The 17531-nt window shown below is 54.8% G+C and carries 14 protein-coding genes and 7 tRNA genes; 6 read left to right on the top strand and 15 right to left on the bottom strand.

Translation table 11 applies throughout. The features are described from left to right. Window positions 1-123: 123 nt before the first annotated feature. Both H6B15_RS10180 and H6B15_RS10175 read right to left on the bottom strand, forming a co-directional pair. Window positions 124-660, bottom strand: coding sequence for an NADH peroxidase (locus tag H6B15_RS10180; RefSeq protein WP_204647878.1), 537 nt, complete (start codon window positions 658-660; stop codon window positions 124-126). Window positions 661-780: 120 nt separating this feature from the next. Then, window positions 781-1281, bottom strand: a complete 501-nt coding sequence (locus H6B15_RS10175) for a Gx transporter family protein (protein WP_204647877.1) — start codon at window positions 1279-1281, stop codon at window positions 781-783. Window positions 1282-1585: 304 nt separating this feature from the next. On the opposite strand from H6B15_RS10175, the gene H6B15_RS10170 reads away from it, so the two are divergent. The 3 genes from H6B15_RS10170 (at window position 1586) to H6B15_RS10160 (ending at window position 4885) form a co-directional block, all read left to right on the top strand. Continuing rightward, window positions 1586-2131 carry a DUF4358 domain-containing protein gene (locus H6B15_RS10170; RefSeq protein WP_204647876.1) on the top strand — a complete coding sequence of 182 codons (546 nt, stop codon included), beginning with the start codon at window positions 1586-1588 and terminating at the stop codon, window positions 2129-2131. A 138-nt stretch (window positions 2132-2269) separates the two neighbouring features. Then, window positions 2270-3670, top strand: a complete 1401-nt coding sequence (locus H6B15_RS10165; protein WP_204647875.1) for an MBOAT family O-acyltransferase — start codon at window positions 2270-2272, stop codon at window positions 3668-3670. Window positions 3671-3688: 18 nt separating this feature from the next. Continuing rightward, complete coding sequence (locus H6B15_RS10160; RefSeq protein WP_204647874.1) at window positions 3689-4885, top strand: DHHW family protein; 1197 nt, start codon at window positions 3689-3691, stop codon at window positions 4883-4885. 1 nt (window position 4886) lies between these two features. Here H6B15_RS10160 and H6B15_RS10155 read toward each other — a convergent pair whose 3' ends face one another. The 7 genes from H6B15_RS10155 to H6B15_RS10125 form a co-directional block, all read right to left on the bottom strand. Next, complete coding sequence (locus H6B15_RS10155; protein WP_204647873.1) at window positions 4887-5858, bottom strand: hypothetical protein; 972 nt, start codon at window positions 5856-5858, stop codon at window positions 4887-4889. Beyond that, complete coding sequence (locus H6B15_RS10150; protein WP_204647872.1) at window positions 5822-6832, bottom strand: hypothetical protein; 1011 nt, start codon at window positions 6830-6832, stop codon at window positions 5822-5824. The genes H6B15_RS10155 and H6B15_RS10150 overlap by 37 nt, the downstream gene beginning before the upstream one ends. Next, a complete protein-coding gene (locus H6B15_RS10145) occupies window positions 6829-8274 on the bottom strand; it encodes a spore germination protein (RefSeq protein WP_204647871.1) in 1446 nt (481 codons plus the stop codon). Before H6B15_RS10145 ends, H6B15_RS10150 begins: the two co-directional genes overlap by 4 nt. A gap of 123 nt (window positions 8275-8397) precedes the next feature. Continuing rightward, window positions 8398-8871: a transcriptional regulator NrdR gene (gene nrdR, locus H6B15_RS10140; protein WP_204647870.1), complete on the bottom strand. Its 474-nt coding sequence runs from the start codon at window positions 8869-8871 to the stop codon at window positions 8398-8400. A 69-nt stretch (window positions 8872-8940) separates the two neighbouring features. Beyond that, on the bottom strand, window positions 8941-11259 hold the full coding sequence (secF, locus tag H6B15_RS10135; protein ID WP_204647869.1) for a protein translocase subunit SecF: 2319 nt from the start codon (window positions 11257-11259) through the stop codon (window positions 8941-8943). Window positions 11260-11322: 63 nt separating this feature from the next. Beyond that, window positions 11323-12603 (bottom strand): aminotransferase class I/II-fold pyridoxal phosphate-dependent enzyme, encoded by a 1281-nt coding sequence (locus H6B15_RS10130; protein WP_204647868.1) that lies wholly within the window; start codon window positions 12601-12603, stop codon window positions 11323-11325. A 253-nt stretch (window positions 12604-12856) separates the two neighbouring features. Next, window positions 12857-12943 (bottom strand) — tRNA-Leu (locus H6B15_RS10125). Between the two features lie 178 nt (window positions 12944-13121). On the opposite strand from H6B15_RS10125, the gene H6B15_RS10120 reads away from it, so the two are divergent. From H6B15_RS10120 to H6B15_RS10110, 3 genes are all read left to right on the top strand, one after another. Further along, on the top strand, window positions 13122-15107 hold the full coding sequence (locus H6B15_RS10120; RefSeq protein WP_204647867.1) for a DUF6311 domain-containing protein: 1986 nt from the start codon (window positions 13122-13124) through the stop codon (window positions 15105-15107). Beyond that, complete coding sequence (locus H6B15_RS10115) at window positions 15095-16039, top strand: RluA family pseudouridine synthase (RefSeq protein WP_204647866.1); 945 nt, start codon at window positions 15095-15097, stop codon at window positions 16037-16039. Before H6B15_RS10120 ends, H6B15_RS10115 begins: the two co-directional genes overlap by 13 nt. 136 nt (window positions 16040-16175) lie before the next feature. After that, window positions 16176-16826 carry a helix-turn-helix domain-containing protein gene (locus H6B15_RS10110; RefSeq protein WP_204647865.1) on the top strand — a complete coding sequence of 217 codons (651 nt, stop codon included), beginning with the start codon at window positions 16176-16178 and terminating at the stop codon, window positions 16824-16826. Between the two features lie 62 nt (window positions 16827-16888). On the opposite strand, the gene H6B15_RS10105 is transcribed toward H6B15_RS10110, so the two are convergent. From H6B15_RS10105 to H6B15_RS10080, 6 genes are all read right to left on the bottom strand, one after another. Further along, window positions 16889-16963: transfer RNA gene (locus H6B15_RS10105), tRNA-Cys, on the bottom strand. Between the two features lie 45 nt (window positions 16964-17008). After that, window positions 17009-17084 (bottom strand) — tRNA-Gly (locus tag H6B15_RS10100). A gap of 39 nt (window positions 17085-17123) precedes the next feature. Further along, window positions 17124-17199: transfer RNA gene (locus H6B15_RS10095), tRNA-Phe, on the bottom strand. A 3-nt stretch (window positions 17200-17202) separates the two neighbouring features. After that, window positions 17203-17279: transfer RNA gene (locus H6B15_RS10090), tRNA-Asp, on the bottom strand. 5 nt (window positions 17280-17284) lie between these two features. Beyond that, window positions 17285-17357, bottom strand: a tRNA-Val gene (locus H6B15_RS10085). Window positions 17358-17361: 4 nt separating this feature from the next. Then, window positions 17362-17437: transfer RNA gene (locus H6B15_RS10080), tRNA-Gly, on the bottom strand. Window positions 17438-17531 lie beyond the last annotated feature (94 nt).

Below are 17531 nucleotides of genomic sequence, written 5' to 3'. Positions count from 1 at the left end.
GCCGATTGCTTTTTTATTATATCGTCCGGCCGGGAGCTTTGTCAACTGCCGGAACAAACAGAACAAGCCCCGGAGTGCATTGCGCCTTCCGGGGCTTGTCTTGCATCAACTTAGTATGCCGGATTACTTGAAGTAACGATCCAGCAGGCCCTGCATGCCACGGCCGTGACGGGCTTCGTCCTTGGCCATCTCATGAACGGTGTCATGGATCGCATCCAGGTTCAGCTCCTTGGCCTTCTTGGCCAGGTCCATCTTGCCGGCGCAGGCGCCGCACTCGGCGTCAACACGCATCTGCAGGTTCTTCTGGGTGCTGTCGGTCAGCACTTCGCCCAGCAGTTCGGCAAACTTGGAAGCATGCTCGGCTTCCTCGAAAGCATAGCGCTTCCAGGCCTCGGCGATTTCCGGATAGCCTTCACGATCGGCAACACGGCTCATGGCCAGGTACATGCCGACTTCGCTGCACTCGCCGTTGAAGTTCTCGCGCAGGCCCTGGATGATCTCTTCCGGAGCGTCCTTGGCGATGCCAACGACATGCTCGGTCACATAGGTGTTATCCTTCTTTTCGATGAACTTGGAAGCGGGAGCCTTGCAGACCGGGCAGAATTCCGGGATGGAGCCTTCCGCGATATAGCCACACACAGTGCAAACGTACTTAGCCATGTTTATTACCTCCGAATCATTGGTCGCTTCATTTTTAAGACACAGTCTTGTGTCTTGCCTACATAATAGCACACAAAAAATACAATGTCAATACTTCTATTTATTTTTTAAGACAAATTCTTAAAACAAAATTTTGCTTTTCGGCGCACCGTCTTCCGGGTACAGCCTCTTCAACACCGGAAAAACGCCTTTGGCCACCCACCATGTAACGCTGCCCACCGCAAGCCCCACGAGCAGAAGGACCGGCGCATATCCCAGTGCCATAGCACTGCTCAGGACAACGGACGCTCCCAGCAGTTGTCCTGCGTTATGGGCCAGCGCAGCACAAACCGAAAAAATGTAGCCGGTCACAGGAAATGGCAGACATAACAGGATCGCCATAACCAACCAGGAGAGCAGCCCACCGCAAAGGGACAGAAAGCCGGCTGTCGCGCCGCGCGCAAGCAACGAAAAAAACGCCTTCAGCAGCACAAGCAGCAACGCCTGCCGACGCTTCATAAAGAGCATGGCATACATGACCACAATGTTGGCCAGGCCCAGTTTCATGGCCGGCATCAATCCCAAAAGCGGCGTGATTACGGATTCAAAAAAGGAAAGCGCCATGGCCAGGGCAAACAACATGCCAAGGCGGGCGACGGTTTTTGCTTTTTGACTTTGCATCGTATATTCCCAACATCCTTTACAAAGCTAGTGTACGGCCAAACCGGGGAATTTGTCAACCCCGATTTTTCGGGCAGACCATCCATAAAATTTTACAAAGTTCAACAACCGTTGCCCTTTTCCAACCCTTGAAAAACACCCGTAAATGGTGTATCCTAGTAGCATGCAGTCGTATAGCGCCTGCATGGGCGGCTTTGGAGTAAATGCCGCCAATATGTGCCATACTACCCTTATTATAAGGGAGCATCACAAAAGGAGATCTACCATGAAAAAACTGATTGCTGTTCTGTGCGCCGCTGTGCTGATGACCGGTCTGTTGACGGCCTGCACCGGCTCCGATTCTTCTTCGGCAGCCCAGACTGACACGTCCTCGGCCGCCACGTCGGAGGAAAGCACCGAAACCGCCGTAGCCGATACCGCCAAGCTGGAATCCATCGTTTCTTCCATTGAGGCTGTCAACGAAATCCCCAATTCCATTGCACTGGATGATTTCATGCTGGAGAACGACCTGAACCTGACCATGGATAACGTTCTGGCATATGATGGCGACATCACCAACGACCAGGCCGACTGTGGTCTGGTGCTGGCCATTCAGGCCAAGAGCGGCTGTGCTGATGCCGTCAAGACCGAACTGGAAGCTTACAAAGAGGCCGCCAGCAGCAACCTGTATGCCGAATTTGCAGATAAGGTTGCCAAGGCACAGGACGCCCGCATTGTCGTAAACGGCGACTTCGTGGTGATGGTGATCGGTTCTCTCAACGGCCCGGATTATTCGGAAATTGACGCTGCCATTGACAGCGCGCTTGCCTGATCCGGTTTTTGGTTTGAAGCAATGAAAAACGGCAGGCTGCTGTCCCCGTATCATAATGATTTTTCCTTGCGGTGAAAATCATTTTTGCGGGAACACGGTCTGCCGTATTTTTATGGTGGAGAAAGGAGGAGTTCCCCTTTGACATTTAACAGTGTGATCTTCCTGTTCTGTTTCATGCCGTTGGCATTGGGGTTGTATTATCTGGCGCCGGGGCGTGCCAAAAATGCGGTGTTGCTGCTGGAAAGCATCCTTTTCTACTGCTGGACCGGCATCACCTGGCTGCCCTTGATCCTGATTCTGATTCTTGTCAATTACATTGCCGGACTTCTGATGCAGCGCATAAATGCGGCGGGGATGCGGCGGCTGATTCTTGTTCTCGCTGTCGTGATCAGCGGCGCTTCCATGGTGTTTTTCAAATACACCAACTTCTTGCTGGACACCATCAACCAGATTTCCGGCGCCGGTCTGGCTTCCCTGTCTTTCCTGGATGTGCTGCCACTGGGCATCAGCTATTATTCCTTCAAGCTGATCAGCTACGCCGCGGACGTCTACCTGCACAAGGTGGAGGCAGAGCGAAACCCCATCACCTTTGCCACCTATGTCATCCTGTATCCTCAGCTGATCGTAGGTCCTATCGTCCGCTACCGCGATATGGCACCGGCCCTGCACACCACACGCGGCCGCTGTTCCCTGCGTCAGATGGAGGACGGCGCGGTCATGTTCGTCTTCGGTCTCGCCAAGAAGGTCATTCTCGCCGATTCTCTGTCGGCACTGTGGCAGGGCATTATCTCCCCTTCGGATGGTATCGGTCTGGCAAACGCCTCCACGCCCCTGGCCTGGTTGGGTGTGCTGGCCTACTCTCTGCAACTATATTTTGACTTTGCCGGTTTTTCCGAGATGAGCAACGGCCTCAGCCTGATGATGGGCTTTGAATGCCCCGCCAACTTCAATCTGCCGTACATTTCCGCCAGCATCACCGAGTTCTGGCGTCGCTGGCACATCACCCTGTCCCAGTGGTTCCGGGATTACATCTATATTCCCCTGGGCGGCAACCGCCGCGGTGCCTTGCGGCAGATTCTGAACATGCTGGTGGTGTGGGCCCTGACCGGTCTGTGGCATGGTGCCAACTGGAATTTTATCGTCTGGGGATTGTACTACTTTGTCCTGCTGGTCATCGAAAAGAACTTCCTGCTGAAATATCTGAACAAGGGGCGGGTCTGGCCCCACATATATACCCTGTTTTTTGTGGTTCTTGGCTGGGGCATCTTTACCGCCAACGCCCCAGGCGCCCCCCTGGGATTGCTCTTGAACCGTCTGTTTATCCCGCAAGGAGGGGTTTCCGCTCTCTATTTCCTGCGCAATTACGGGGTATTGCTTGTTTTCGGCTGTCTGTGCTCCACGCCCCTACCTTCCTGGATTTGGGACAAAACCAAGCGTATTCTGCCGGTACGGTTGATCCTGTTTGCCGGCATTGCCGTTCTGTGCACCGCTTTTGTGGTTGCCGCCACCGGTTCCACCGCTTTGTACGCAGATTTTTAAGGAGGTGTTCCTGTTACGATGTCTCGCTATATTCACCGCAAAGCCGGACGCGATACGGGCGCACGCCCCGGTGCCCTTCTGGCATTGTTTATCTTTCTTCTGGTCGGTTTCTCGGTCCTCAATCTTTTCTGGCCCAAACGGGACATGTCTGAGCTGGAGAACCGCAAACTGGCACAGATCCCGGCTTTCAGCGTGAAAGCTCTGCTGAACGGAACCTGGTTCGGCGATTTGTCTGAATATGTCCAGGATCAGGTAGCCTTTCGGGATGGTCTGATCGACCTGGAAAGCGCCTTCAACAATCTGGTGTTTGCCAAAACGGAAGAGGGCGGTATCCTGCTGGGCAAGGACGGCTGGATGTTCACCAAGTTGTTTGATATCTCGGACAGCACCCAAAAGCAGCTTGACAAAAACCTGCAGGCTGTCACCAGTTTTGCTTCCCGTCATCCCGGAAAAGTCACTTTTCTGCTGGCTCCCTCTGCCAGTGTGATTTATCCCGAAATGCTGCCGGCGGGAGCGCCGATGGTGGACGAAAATGCTCTGCTGGACGATATTTTTGCCCAGGTTTCTTCTGCCGCCGATGTAATTGATATGCGCCCGGTCTTTACCCAGCAAAAAGAGCAGTATCTTTATTACAAGACCGATCACCACTGGACCACACAGGGCGCCTACCTGGCTTACGAACAGTTCTGCCAGCTGAAGGGCCTGTCCCCCTTCGATACCAACGCCTACCAGGCTGAAAGCGTTCCCGGTTTCTATGGCACCCATTATTCCGCCACACGGCGCTGGAATGTGCAGCCGGATACCATCACCTACTATCCGCTGGATAATCCTATGACGATCTTTGACATCGGTGCGGAGACTGAATACACCCCGCGCACAACCGAAAGCATGATCAATACCGAAAAATTCGGAACCCGGGATAAGTACGCCGCGTTCCTGGACGGAAACAACGGCTATTCGGTGATTGAAGGAAACGGAGAAGGCAGTATTCTGGTGTTGAAGGATAGTTATGCCAACTGCTTTGTTCCGTTCCTGACCGCCAATTATGAAAAGATCGGGGTGGTGGACCTGCGCAATTTCTCTTACGGTCTGGATTCCACCATTGAATCGGAAGGATACGATCAGATTCTGATTCTTTATAATTTTCAGACCTTTATCGCCGACAATCGGGTGGTATATATGGACCGTCCCACCACCCTGACAAAGAGCGAATAAGTCAACTTTCCAGATGAAGGCACAAGGCGGGCACGGGAATCGTTTCTTCCCGCCCCACAACGGAAAAACGCTGGATACGAGTGTGGAATGGATCGAAGGATCCCGTATAACTATCCGCGGTCATATCTGCATACGCTTGTTGCAGCTCATCGCAAAGCAACGCCTGCAATTGACTGTCACTGTAGCCTATATTTTCCAAGTCCTGCAGCTCCGGCTCCACCAATGTTAGATGCACAACCGTTTCCCTCCCGCTGACCTCTGCCTGCACCATCACCTTTGTCTGTAAGGCGATTTTCCCTTGGTCAAAGGTACACATTATCCGGTCTGTCTGCCCGCAAAGTACAGCTGCCAGCTGTGCAGCCAGTTTCTCATTCCAGCGGGAAGCTTGTTGGCCTTTTTGCAAAATAGAAAATCCGTACCCTGTGCCCTGCCAGATCGGCAGGGCACATTCATTTTGCGCCGAAAACAGCTCCTGCAAGCCGTTTGTCAGACCATATCTGGCTACGCCGTCTTTCATTTCGGTATAAAGCTCCCCCGCCTTTTCCCCATCAGGCAAGCGCTCTGTCATCAGCAATGTGATCTGCGGTGCCGGTTTCGCGTTCTGGTATAACAACCGGCCGATTTCGGTAACCTCTTCCCATCCGTAGGAAACAGGCACCACCGCCAGATCCATCAACCCGTAAAAGACCTGTCCGTCCAGAGCATCCTCCGCAGCAGCCAATGCCTGGGCCTGCGTTTTTCCTACGCCCTCAACAGCCCGAAATCCTGCTTGCGTTTGTTGTTCCGAAGACGTGTGATCGGCGACAAGTAACAGCACTTTACACCCATTGTTTTGGCTTTCGAAAAAGACAGCATTCACCACCTCTCTCTGGGAAAGCAGCGGCGCTTGCTCACATCCGCAAAGCGCTGCACAGCAAAAAAGGCCCAGTATCCATCTCACGATTCCGGCCTTGTGTCTGGCGAAAGCAGCCATCGTATTCCTCCTCCCAAGATCACCATGCCGGCATACAGCCCCATCAGAATATTGCGTATCGCCGTCAGGGTACCGATATCCGCAGAGCGCCACAAAGCGCACAAAAAGAGCATCAAAGCAAAATAGAACGGAAACCGGTCCAACCCTACCGCGTTGTTCTCACTTTTGCAGGCATGCCCTCCCATCAGGCGCACACCGGCATACAGGTACACCGCCAGTTTTATGGTCACAACCATGGTCCACAGAATCAGCTGCATCCATTCCAGGCGGTTGAAGATGGACAAAGCACCGCTCTGTGCCGCCGTGTGAAGAGGATTTTCCTGCCGGATGGCATCAGTGCCGAAAAACAGTTCCAGCAAAAGGTGCACTGCCGCGGAAAACATCAGCGACCATCCCACCAGACGCAAAAAGGTGTGCTTGCCGAACCGGGCCGATCCAGGCCAAAGTGCCGGAAGCAAAAGCTCCGGATAGAGAATCAGCTGGGCCCACAGCGTTGTACGCACCTCAGTACGGTCAAAAGGTGCGCACTGTAAATTGGACACATGCAGCTGCGGTGCAATGGAAACCACCAAAAGGCCACATGCCAGAATCAAAACCGCCAGCACCACATTGGCGGTCTGGGCAATGGAAGAAACTCGCCGCAGATAAATCACCGGCACCACAATCATCAGGCAGATTCCAAGCATGTTCATACCGTCCGGGTAAGCGGTTTCAAACAGCCGCCACAGACGGAGAATTTCCAGCGCGGAACTCATGGCAAGCAATGCCAACAAAGACCACCTCATGATTGGGCTTTGTCCCAGCATCCGCCATCCAAAAGAAAAGCCCCATGCAGCAACCGTCAATATTGCCACACTGACCGGCAGCAGCAGAATTCCCGTACGCGCAAAGTAGCCGATCTGAGAACTCAAAACAATGTTACCAAACAGCCCCAGCAGCAGCGCCGCAAAGAGATTCGGTGCTTCCCGCTTCATAATCTCCCCTCTTCCTCCGATCTGGCCAGTGAAGACCAGATGGTCCGCACAAATCCGTCCCGCACGCTGGCGCGGCATGGCGGCATAAGCGGATATAGATAATCATACCCGAAGGGGTCACTGCCGCAGGCCATGGCCAGAATCAGCAATGCACCGCAGGCAAATCCCGGCACGCCAAACAAGCCCGCCAACAAGATCACGGCGAACCGGAACAAAATGGACTGTTCGTACAAAGACGGTACCGCCAAGGTGGCCACCGTGGCAGCTGCCGCCATGGTCAGCACAGGGACGCTTACAATCCCTGCGCTGACGGCCGTTTCGCCGATAATCAGGGCCCCCACCAGGCTGACCGTATGACTGATGGCCTTGGGAGCACGCAGTCCTGCCTCCCGCACAATTTCCAGCAGCAATGTCACTGTCAGCATCTCCAGCATGGGAGAAAGCGGCGTGTGGGCCTCCGCCTGCGCCAGAGTCCCCAACAGACGGATGGGAATCATTTCCGGCGCATAGGTGAGCGCCATGACATACAGGCCCGGTCCAAACACCGACAACAAAAATGCGATATATTTCAGCAGCCGGATGATTCCCGCAAAAACAGCCCCCGATGAATAATCGTCCAAGGATTCAAAATGTTCGCTGAAAAAGCTAGGCACAATCATGGCAAAGGGACTTCCGGAAACCAGGATGGCTACCTTTCCTTCACAGATGCGTGCGCATGCCGTGGCCGGACGCTCGGTATAAGCAGCGGCCGGAAACAGGTTCAGCTTATCCTGCTTGAGAAAAGAGGCAAAATACGCCGAGTCCAGCAACACCGGAAGCCGAACCTTTTCCAGTCTGCGGCGCAAGGCCGCTACCGTATCCGCCGGTGCACGCAGCCGGTCATAGCACAAGCAATATTCTGTTTTGGCGTGGGTGTGGGAAATATGCAGCTCCGCCACAAAAGAGTCGGTGCGGAACTGCCGTCGCAGCAGCGAAACGTTGTTGCGCAGCAGTTCGGTAAAGGCTTCCTGAGGGCCATGCATGTTGCCTTCTCCCCCAGGATTGGATACCGAACGCTGGGGCATCTCCTGGGTGGAAATCCCCACCGCACAGGGGCAGCCATCAATCAGAAGCACTGCCAGACCGTTGGCCAGACGCTCTACCAGCATGGTACGGGTGGTGATGGGGGTACCTTCGGTGGGAATACGGCTTTGCCTTAAGAGATAACGGCAAAGCCGGGCGCCATTCTGAAATGTTTCGTTTTGCTGTTCCAATAAAGACAGGGCCATCACCGTCAGCTTTTCGGGCGATGCAAGACCTGTAAACAGCACAATACAGCAAGATACCTGCCCTAATGTAAGATCCTTGCTGTAAAAATCCAATGAATCACCGAACCGTTCCTGCAAAAACAGTTTGTTTTCCTGCAGGTTGGCGGAGATTCGCTCCTCCGGATGTTCCTTCACTGCTGCTCCCTCCTCTTTTCTTTCAGTCTGCCCAGCCAAAAGGCAAATATAAATCCGAAAGCAGGCATAAAAACAGCGGGCAACCTGCTAAACAGGTTGCCCGCTGTTGAAGGGGAATCAGATTCAGTTTCCGCTCATCTTGGAACGGTTGTCCAGCATATCCTTGAGTTCTTCCATGAAGGTATTCACATCACTGAACTGACGATACACCGATGCAAAGCGCACATACGCCACATCATCCAGCTGCTTCAGCTGTTCCATGGCCAGATCGCCGATATGAATCGACGATACCTCCCGGTCATAGGAGTTCAGCAGCATCTGTTCGATACGGCTGACCGCCGCATCCAGCTGCTGGAAACTGACCGGGCGCTTTTCGCAAGCCCGCAGCATGCCGTTCAGCAGTTTCTGGCGGTCAAACACTTCCCGGGAATGGTCTTTCTTCACAACCATCAGGGGAACTGTCTCCACGATTTCATAGGTTGTAAAGCGCTTTTTGCAGCTCAGGCATTCACGGCGACGACGAATCTTTTCGCCGTCTTCGGTGGGGCGGGAATCGATCACCTTGGAATCTATCGCGCCGCAGTACGGACATTTCATGGCAATCCTCCTGTCTTGGATTTCTGAACATGCCATCCATCGGTTTTGGCAGCACCGGCCGACAACCGTTTACTTCTTTACAATTTCCGGATGGGTTTTTTCCTGCCAATCAAGCCACAGCTGGCTGGCAATGCAAACCGTGCTGTACACACCGCTGATCATACCGAAGAACAACGGCAGTGCAAAGGTAAAGATGCTGTCCAGCTTGAAGACAACGGAAACCACGCACACGATGCCCAACGCCACACAGGTTGTGATGGAGGTCATCAAAGAACGGCCAAAGCTCTGGTTGATGGAGAGGTTGACCAATTCGGCACGAGACATGCGGCGCTTGCCATACAGAGCGGTATTCTCACGAATACGGTCATAGATAACGACGGTATCGTTGATGGAGTAGCCCAGGATGGTCAGCATGGCGGCAATGAAGTTGCCGTTCAGAGGAATGCGCAGAATGGCAAACACGCCAAACACCACGAACATATCATGCAGCAGAGCCACGATAGCGGTGGCACCGCCCTGCAAACCGCCCACCTTGCGGAAGCGGTATGCCACGTACAGCAGGATCAAAACGCACGCCGTAACCACAGCTACCAGGCTCTTGAAGAGGAATTCCTTACCGATGGTGGGATTGACGTTGCTGATCTCGTTTTCCTCGAAGGCATTGTCCGGGAACTGCTCGTTCAGAGTGGTGAGCAAGCTGTCCATCTCGTCAGTGCTCAGGTTCTCGCTGCCGGGCAGGGTCACAGTCAGGGTCTGACGACCGGTGATGTCGGTGCCGGTCTGCAGAGTCAGGTTGCTCTGGCCCACATTGCTGCTCACAACATCCTCGACGGCATCCAGATCCAGGCTGTTCTCATAGCCCAGGGTCAGCACAACACCACCCTTGAACTCCACGTCCATGGACACGCCGAAGACCAGGCTGTACACCAGAACCACTACGATCAGCGCGGAAGAGAAGATATAGTACTTCTTGCGGTTGCCCACAAAGTTAATGTGCGGAATCTTGTACGGCGGGGTTTCGCCGGACTTTGCGCCGCCGTACAGCCACGGATTACGCAGAGCCTTGATGGCAGACGCGCCGCGCAGCATGACGCGGGTGGCAAACACACCAAACACGAAGTTCAGCAGCACACTGGTCAGCAAGGTAAAGCCGAAGGAATAAATAGTGCCGGCGGTGGAAGGACCGAACCAGCCGAACACCGGGGTGAAGACTTTGGCCCAGAATCCGTCGGTGGGACCGAAGGCGCCCATCAGAATGGCGGCCACAATGACGATGGTCACGTTACCGTCGATAATCGGGGTCAGGCCCATCTTGAAGCCGTTGGTCAAAGCGCCATCCAGCGTCTTCTTCTTGCCCAGCTCCTCACGGATACGCTCGGCGGTAATGACGTTGGCGTCCACGCCCATGCCGATACCCAAAATGATACCGGCAATGCCGGGCAGGGTCAGCGTAGAGCCGGAGAACACCGGGAAATAACCGGAAACCACAGCCAGGGTGGCAGCCACCTGACCGAACAGGGCCAGCGCCGCAATGGTACCGGGCAGCCGGTAGCGAATGATCATAATCAGCGCCACTGCCACAAAGGCGATGATACCGGCCAGGACCATGACTTCCAGGCTGCGGGCGCCCAGAGTGGGACTGATGGTGGAGTAGCTCTCGGCGGACAGCGCAAAAGGCAGTGCGCCGGAGTTGATCTGGTTGGCCAGCGTAGCGGCCTCTTCGGTGGTAAAGCTGCCCTTGATGATGGCTTCGCCATTGGTGATGGCGGTTTCCACCGAGGCGGTGCTGATGTTCTCGTCATCCAGCCAGATGCTGATGGTGCCGTTGCTGGGAGCCAGTTCGGTGGTAGCGTCTGCAAATTTCTCGGCACCGGTAGAGGTGAACTTCAGCTGTACGACGTTGCCTTCGTTCTGCAGATAGCCCGCCATGGCGGATTCTACGTCGTCACCGGTCAGGATCTCTTCCCCATCCGCCGTGCTTCCCTTACGGAAAACCATCTGGGCGGTGGTACCGATCTCATCGATGGCGCTCTGCGGATCGAAGTCGCTTTCATCGTTCTTCCAGGGGAAGCGCACAATGATGCGGTCCTTGTTGTTATCCACATAGGCCTCATAGTCGGTGATGCCAAGACCCACCAGACGATCTTCAATAACCGTCTTGGCCGCTTCCATCTGAGCGTCGGTGGCATCGATGTCATCCGCCGGCATAAAGGTTACGTCAACGCCGCCGCGGATATCGATGCCGAATCGAATATCGCCGGCGCCTTTCAGATAGGTGGTTTTAATATCACCATACTGATAGCTGAAGCCGAAGAGCGCCGAAAGTGAAAACACAATAATCAGCGCCGCCATGGCAATAAAGCGCCATGACTTTCCTCTCTTGTTCATTAGGTACCTCCAAAATTTGCCCACGTGGGCAGGACTTCTATGCCGGGCCGCACAGCCCGAAACTTACTCCTGTTCCGCCAGCAGCTTTTCCACCACTGCCAGGCGCACACAGACGGTAAGCAGCAAAGACGCTTTTTCGACCTCGTCCAGGCTGGGATAGGTCGGCGCAATGCGCAGATGAGAATCCTCGGGGTCACGGCCATACGGATACGCAGCACCCGCACCGGTCAGCACCAGGCCGGCCTGCTTGCACAGTTCCGCCACGCGCTTGGCGCAGCCGGGCATGACATACAGGCTGATGAAGTAACCGCCCTTGGGATCGGTCCAGTGGGCAATATCGCCGCAAGGGGTCAGCTCATGGTCCAGAGTGCACTTGACCGCGTCAAAGCAGGGCACCAGACGGCGGCGATGCTTCTGCATATGTGCCAGAACGCCGGCCTTGTTCTTCAGGAAGCGGACATGACGCAGCTGGTTCATCTTGTCGTAGCTGATGATCATAACTTCGAAGCGCTTGCAGATATACTTCATGGAGTTTTCACTGCAGGCCAGGGCAGAAACGCCGGCGCCGGGGAAGGTGATCTTGCTGGTGGAAGTGAACATGAAGACGCGGTCTTCGTTGCCGTAGGCACGGCTCTCTTCCAACAGTACCGGCGTTTCGATGATCTCGTCGGTCAGATGATGGACAATGTAGGCCTCGTCCCAGAAAATCTTGAAGTCGGGAGCAGCGGTCTTCATGCTGGCAAAACGGCGAACCGTCTCGTCGCTGTAAGTGTACCCATCCGGGTTGGAATACTGCGGCACGCACCAGATGCCCTTGATGGAGGCATCCTCCGCCACCAGCTTTTCCACCATATCCATATCGGGGCCGGTGGGAGTCATGGGAATGTTGATCATCTCGATGCCGAATTCTTCGGTGATGCGGAAATGCCGGTCATACCCGGGCACAGGGCACAGGAACTTGGGCTTTTCCACCGCAGACCACGGGCAGGGAGAGTCCTGGAAGCCGAAGGTATAGCCGATGGCAACCAGATTGTACATCAGCTGCAGGCTGGAGTTGCCGCCCACAAAAACGTTTTCCGGCTTGACGCCCATCACTTCGCCAAAAAGTTCACGGGCCTCCTGCAGACCTTCCAGATTGCCGTAGTTACGGGCATCGGTACCGTCTTCGGTGGTGTAATCGCTCATCTTGAGCAGATCCATGGCCAGGTCCATCTGGTGCGGGCCCGGTTTGCCGCGGGCCATGTTCAGCTTCAGGCCCATTGCCTTGAAATCGGCATAGGTCTTTTCCAGTTTGGCCTTTTCAGCCAGGAGCATTTCTTTGGTCATCTTACGGTAATCAGACATGGATGCTTCCCCTCCTGCAGACTCGTTCTTGAGCACCCCGCGGGTACTCCCTCTATAATACGGGATGTAGCACGGCACAAAGGCCGAACATACAACACATAAGTATAAACGAATTTGGTGAAAGATACAAGCTTTTTTATGATTTTTCAGCCCTTTTTCAAAAGAAAATGAAGATTTATGCAGGGAAAAAGCCGTTTCATCCCGATTGATGCAAACAAAAAAGGAAAGCGGAGCGCAATGCTCTGCTTTCCTTTGGTGCCGCCAACCGGGGTCGAACCGGTACGGAATCACTTCCGAAGGATTTTAAGTCCTTTGTGTCTGCCAATTCCACCATGGCGGCCTCTGTCATCCAATGCTTTCAGCCTAATTATTGTATCGCACGCATGCCTGCTTGTCAATCCAATGGCTTCTTCCTGCCGAATGCTGCCGCACCATCGCCCATTGCCGACATTGTACAAGCGTCGGTTTTTATGATAGAATGAGGTCATTCCAACAAGCTATACGGGGTGATGCATATTATGATCACAGCCGCAGCCAGACACCGGGAGCGCCTGCTGCTTTTATGTGGTGCCGCACTGGGGGCGGTCGCCTTTTTTCTGATATTTGGGTTTAGCCCCCTGGATGTGACCAACGACGCTTTCTGTCGGGGCGGGTACATAGAGAAAGACATCCAGCAGCATTATGCCGGCTGGCTGTTTTACAGGCAAAGCGGTTTTTCGTTTCCCCTGTGTATTGCCACCAACATCAACGCTCCTCAGGGTCTCAGCGTGGCATATACCGACTCGATTCCCCTGCTGGCTGCCTTGTTCCGGTTGCTTTCTCCTGTTTTGCCGGATACTTTCCAGTATTTCGGCTGGTTTACTCTGCTTTGCCTGATGGCACAAGGGGCATTTGGCGCCCGGCTGTTGGGGCTGTTCTGCCAGGGTGTAGCCAGCCCACTTATGGGAGACCTGCTGTTTGTATTCAGCCCTGTTTTGTGGGAGCGGGTGTTCCGCCATACCTCCCTGTCTGCCCAATTTTTCCTTCTGGCAGCTCTGTATTACTATTGCAAAGGATTCCGGACAAACCGATTTGCCTTTCCCGGACTGTTTGCCCTGAATATTCTGACCATTACCATTCACCCGTACTTCGTTCCCATGACCTACGCCATCACCTTTGCGCTGCTGCTTCACCATGCTGTCGCCAATCGCAAATGGCTGTATCCCGGTCTGTGGCTTGGGGCTGACCTTGCCCTGACCGTCGCCGCAGGGTGGGTCTTTGGTTTGTTTTACGGCACCGCCACCGGCGGCAGCGATGCGCTGTACGGCTACTTCGGCATGAACCTGAACAGCCTGTGGAATCCGGCCGGAGTCAACGGCGTGGACTGGAGCCTAATCCTGCCCATGCAGAACCAGGTTGGCGGCAACTACGATGCCTTTGCCTATCTGGGGTTCGGGGTGCTGTGCGGACTGGTCCTTTGCCTGATCGTTCATCTGTTCCACCACCCCACAGCTTTCTGGCGAACGCTGTGCCACCATTGGACGCTCTGCTTGGTCTATCTGGTTCTGACGGCTTTTGCGGTCAGCCACGTCATTACCGCCAACGGCGCCACCCTGGCGGTTCTCCCCCTGCCTGCCTCTTTGATTAAGCTTTTTTCGGTGTTCCGGTCCGGCGGACGAATGTTCTGGCCGGTGTACTATCTGTTGATTCTGTGTGCCTGTGTGGGAATTTTCCGGTTGTCGTCCCGCAAACGGGTTTGCTGCATTGCCATCACCTGTATGGCCGCAATCCAATTGCTGGACATCGCTCCTGGTCTTGTACAGCGGCATCAGGCATTTGACCAGGCACAAACCACCCAGGCCTTTCCCTCCACCCTGACCAGTTCTTTCTGGCAACAGGCCGAGGGGCGGTATGCTTCGATTGTTTCCATGAATGGTCTGCAGACTGATGCCTTGCACTTGGCGCTGTATGCGGCCGACCACGGGATGTCCACCAACGATCCCTTCGCCGCTCGGTATGACGCCGCCGCATTGGAAACCCAGCGGGAGACCTATCGCCAAGAGCTGGCACAAGGCATTCTGCGGGAAGACACCTTGTATCTGTTCGCGGAAGAAGGCGCTTTCCTACAGGCGGTAGAGCCGGTAAAGGACAGCGGCGCCTGGTGCGGGCGAATCGATGGCGCCGACGGCAGCTGGTACGTGATTGCCCCCGGCATGGCCGGCTGCTCCCTGGACGAAGCCTGCATTCCTTATGATGAGAACTATCCCCTGCGCATTGCCGACTACACCGACGCCTTGTGGAACAAGGGCGTTCTGGACAGCACCAAGAAAACCGTCTGTTTTGCCGACTCTCCCTTTGCACGCCAAAAGCTGGAAGACGCTGCAGCCATAACAGCCAACGGCCAGACCTACGCAATCATCGACCTGGACGACAGTGATCCCGGTTGGCTGATGGTTACCCTGAACATTGAAGATGCCACCGTTTTGTGGGGGCAGGAACTGGAGACGATCCCATGCAAGAACTGAAAGTGAAATCTTTGCTGCCGGTCCGCCTGGACAAGTATTTGATGCAGCAATTCCCCGTGTTGGGCCCCGGCAGGTTGAACAAGGCCCTGCGGGAAAACAAAATCAAACTGAACGGAAAAAAGCAGCCCCTTTCCACCCGTGTGCAAAATGGAGACGTAATCCGCATCTATCTGTTGGACGACCAGCTGGGGCTGACCGCGCAGGACGGTCCCTGGTTTCTTGCCTGCCGCGCCCCGGCAGAGTTCACCTACGAAAACGATGACCTGATTGTGGCGCTGAAACCGGCGGGCATCCCGGTGGACGGAGACGACGCCGACACGCTGCGCGGCAGGGTGTTGCGCAAACTGTACGAGGAGGGCCGCTTGAAAGACGAGAGTGCCATCCGGCTGTGCCACCGGCTGGATACCGGCACCAGCGGCCTGGTTCTGCTGGCCAAGAATCCCGAGACAGAACAGTTCCTGACCGACACCATCCGGGAACACCAGATCCGCAAAACCTATCTGTGTGTCACTTTTGGCAGACCCATCCCCCCGGCGGATACGCTAAAAGGCTTCTTGATGAAGGACGCCGAGCGCGGGCTGGTACGCGTTCTGGACGCTCCCAAGCCCGGGGCAAAGGAGATTGTCACCTCCTATGACACCATCGCTGTAAGCGGCCGCCTGGCCCTTCTACGGGTGAATCTGGTTACCGGTCGCACCCATCAGATCCGGGCACATCTGGCCAGCATCGGCTGCCCCATTCTGGGCGACAGCAAATACGGCAACAACGCCGCCAACCGGGAACTGAAGCTCAAATATCAGGCGCTGTGCGCCTGGGAGCTGGCTTTTCCCAAACAGATCAAGGATGAACGCTTTGCCTCCCTGGCCGGAAAAGTATTCCACGCGCCAAAGCCCTGGTATTACCAGCAAATCCTGAATGGAACCCTGAAATGAGTCAAACCGCCTCCCGCTATGGTATCGGGAGGCGGTTTTCTATATATACTATTCTCCAATATCCGAAGTAAAGGAATCGTCGATTTACTTTTCAGCCTTGTCCGTGGTATGGTTATACCAAAGGAGGTACCGTCAAATGGATGCGAAAACTTTCGGAGCTTTTCTGGCCGCAACGCGGCGGGAACGAGGTTTGACCCAGGCGGAACTGGCTGAACAGATTCATGTGACTGACAAGGCCGTCAGCCGCTGGGAGCGTGGCATCGGCTTTCCGGACATCAATACCCTGGAGCCCTTGGCGGACGCCCTAGGGCTGAGTTTGTCCCAGCTGATGCATGCCGGCAGCGCACAGGAGGCGCCTTCGGACGAAACACTGGAAGACTTTGTGACCATGTTGCGTCCCGGCCGCATCCTGTGGAGCGGAGCCCGCAGTGCCCTGTTCTGGTTGACCGTTGCGCAGGGACTCCGGATGATCTTTTCGCTGCCCGCTCAGGCAGCGATCGATTGGAGCTGGACAGGCAGCGTACTGTCGCCAGAACGAACAGGATCAACCTTGCTTGCCGCCCTGGCGTGCGTAGGTATCAGTGCCTTCATCCTTCAACTCTGGCACGTGCTGGAACAAGGTCTTCTTTTTGTGCAGCGGGGGATTTTTTTCCGTGCAACGCTGCCGCTTCTGCACGCCAGGTATCCCATGTTATACGCCGCAGGAGAATTTGTATTTCACCTTTTCTCCTGTTGGCTTATGTTACAACCTCTGATAACGGAATCCATCATTCTAATGCTAAATTAAAAATTTCTAGCAGTTTCCACAAACAAAAAAGCAGAGCGGACAATTTGTCCGCTCTGCTTTTTTGGAGGTGACGACCAGATTTGAACTGGTGAATGAGGGTTTTGCAGACCCTTGCCTTACCACTTGGCCACGTCACCTTATGAGCAAAATACCGGCTTAGCGCCGGTACTTTGCTATTTTGTTGGAGCGGCCGACGAGGCTCGAACTCGCTACCTCCACCTTGGCAAGGTGGCGCTCTACCAGATGAGCTACGGCCGCATATTGCGTTCTCTTTACAAAGAGAACGCCAGAGAAAAATGGTGCCTCCGATCGGAATCGAACCAATGACACGGGGATTTTCAGTCCCCTGCTCTACCGACTGAGCTACAGAGGCAAATGGCGACCCGAATCAGGCTCGAACTGACGACCTCTAGCGTGACAGGCTAGCGTTCTAACCAACTGAACTACCGGGCCACAAGTGGGAGTTAACGGGCTCGAACCGCTGACCCTCTGCTTGTAAGGCAGATGCTCTCCCAGCTGAGCTAAACTCCCTTAATGGAGCGGCCGACGAGGCTCGAACTCGCTACCTCCACCTTGGCAAGGTGGCGCTCTACCAGATGAGCTACGGCCGCATATTGGAGAGTTTAGCTTGCTTCGCTTTCTTTCAGCTTGTCGTGCTCTCTCCGGGCGACGAATGTTATTTTACTGCATCCAGCCCGATTTGTC

The sequence above is a fragment of the Gemmiger formicilis genome, from assembly GCF_016900095.1.
Lineage (GTDB): Bacteria > Bacillota > Clostridia > Oscillospirales > Ruminococcaceae > Gemmiger > Gemmiger formicilis_A.
The sequence above is the reverse complement of the archived record's forward strand: the minus strand, read 5'-3'. Positions and strand labels throughout refer to the sequence as shown.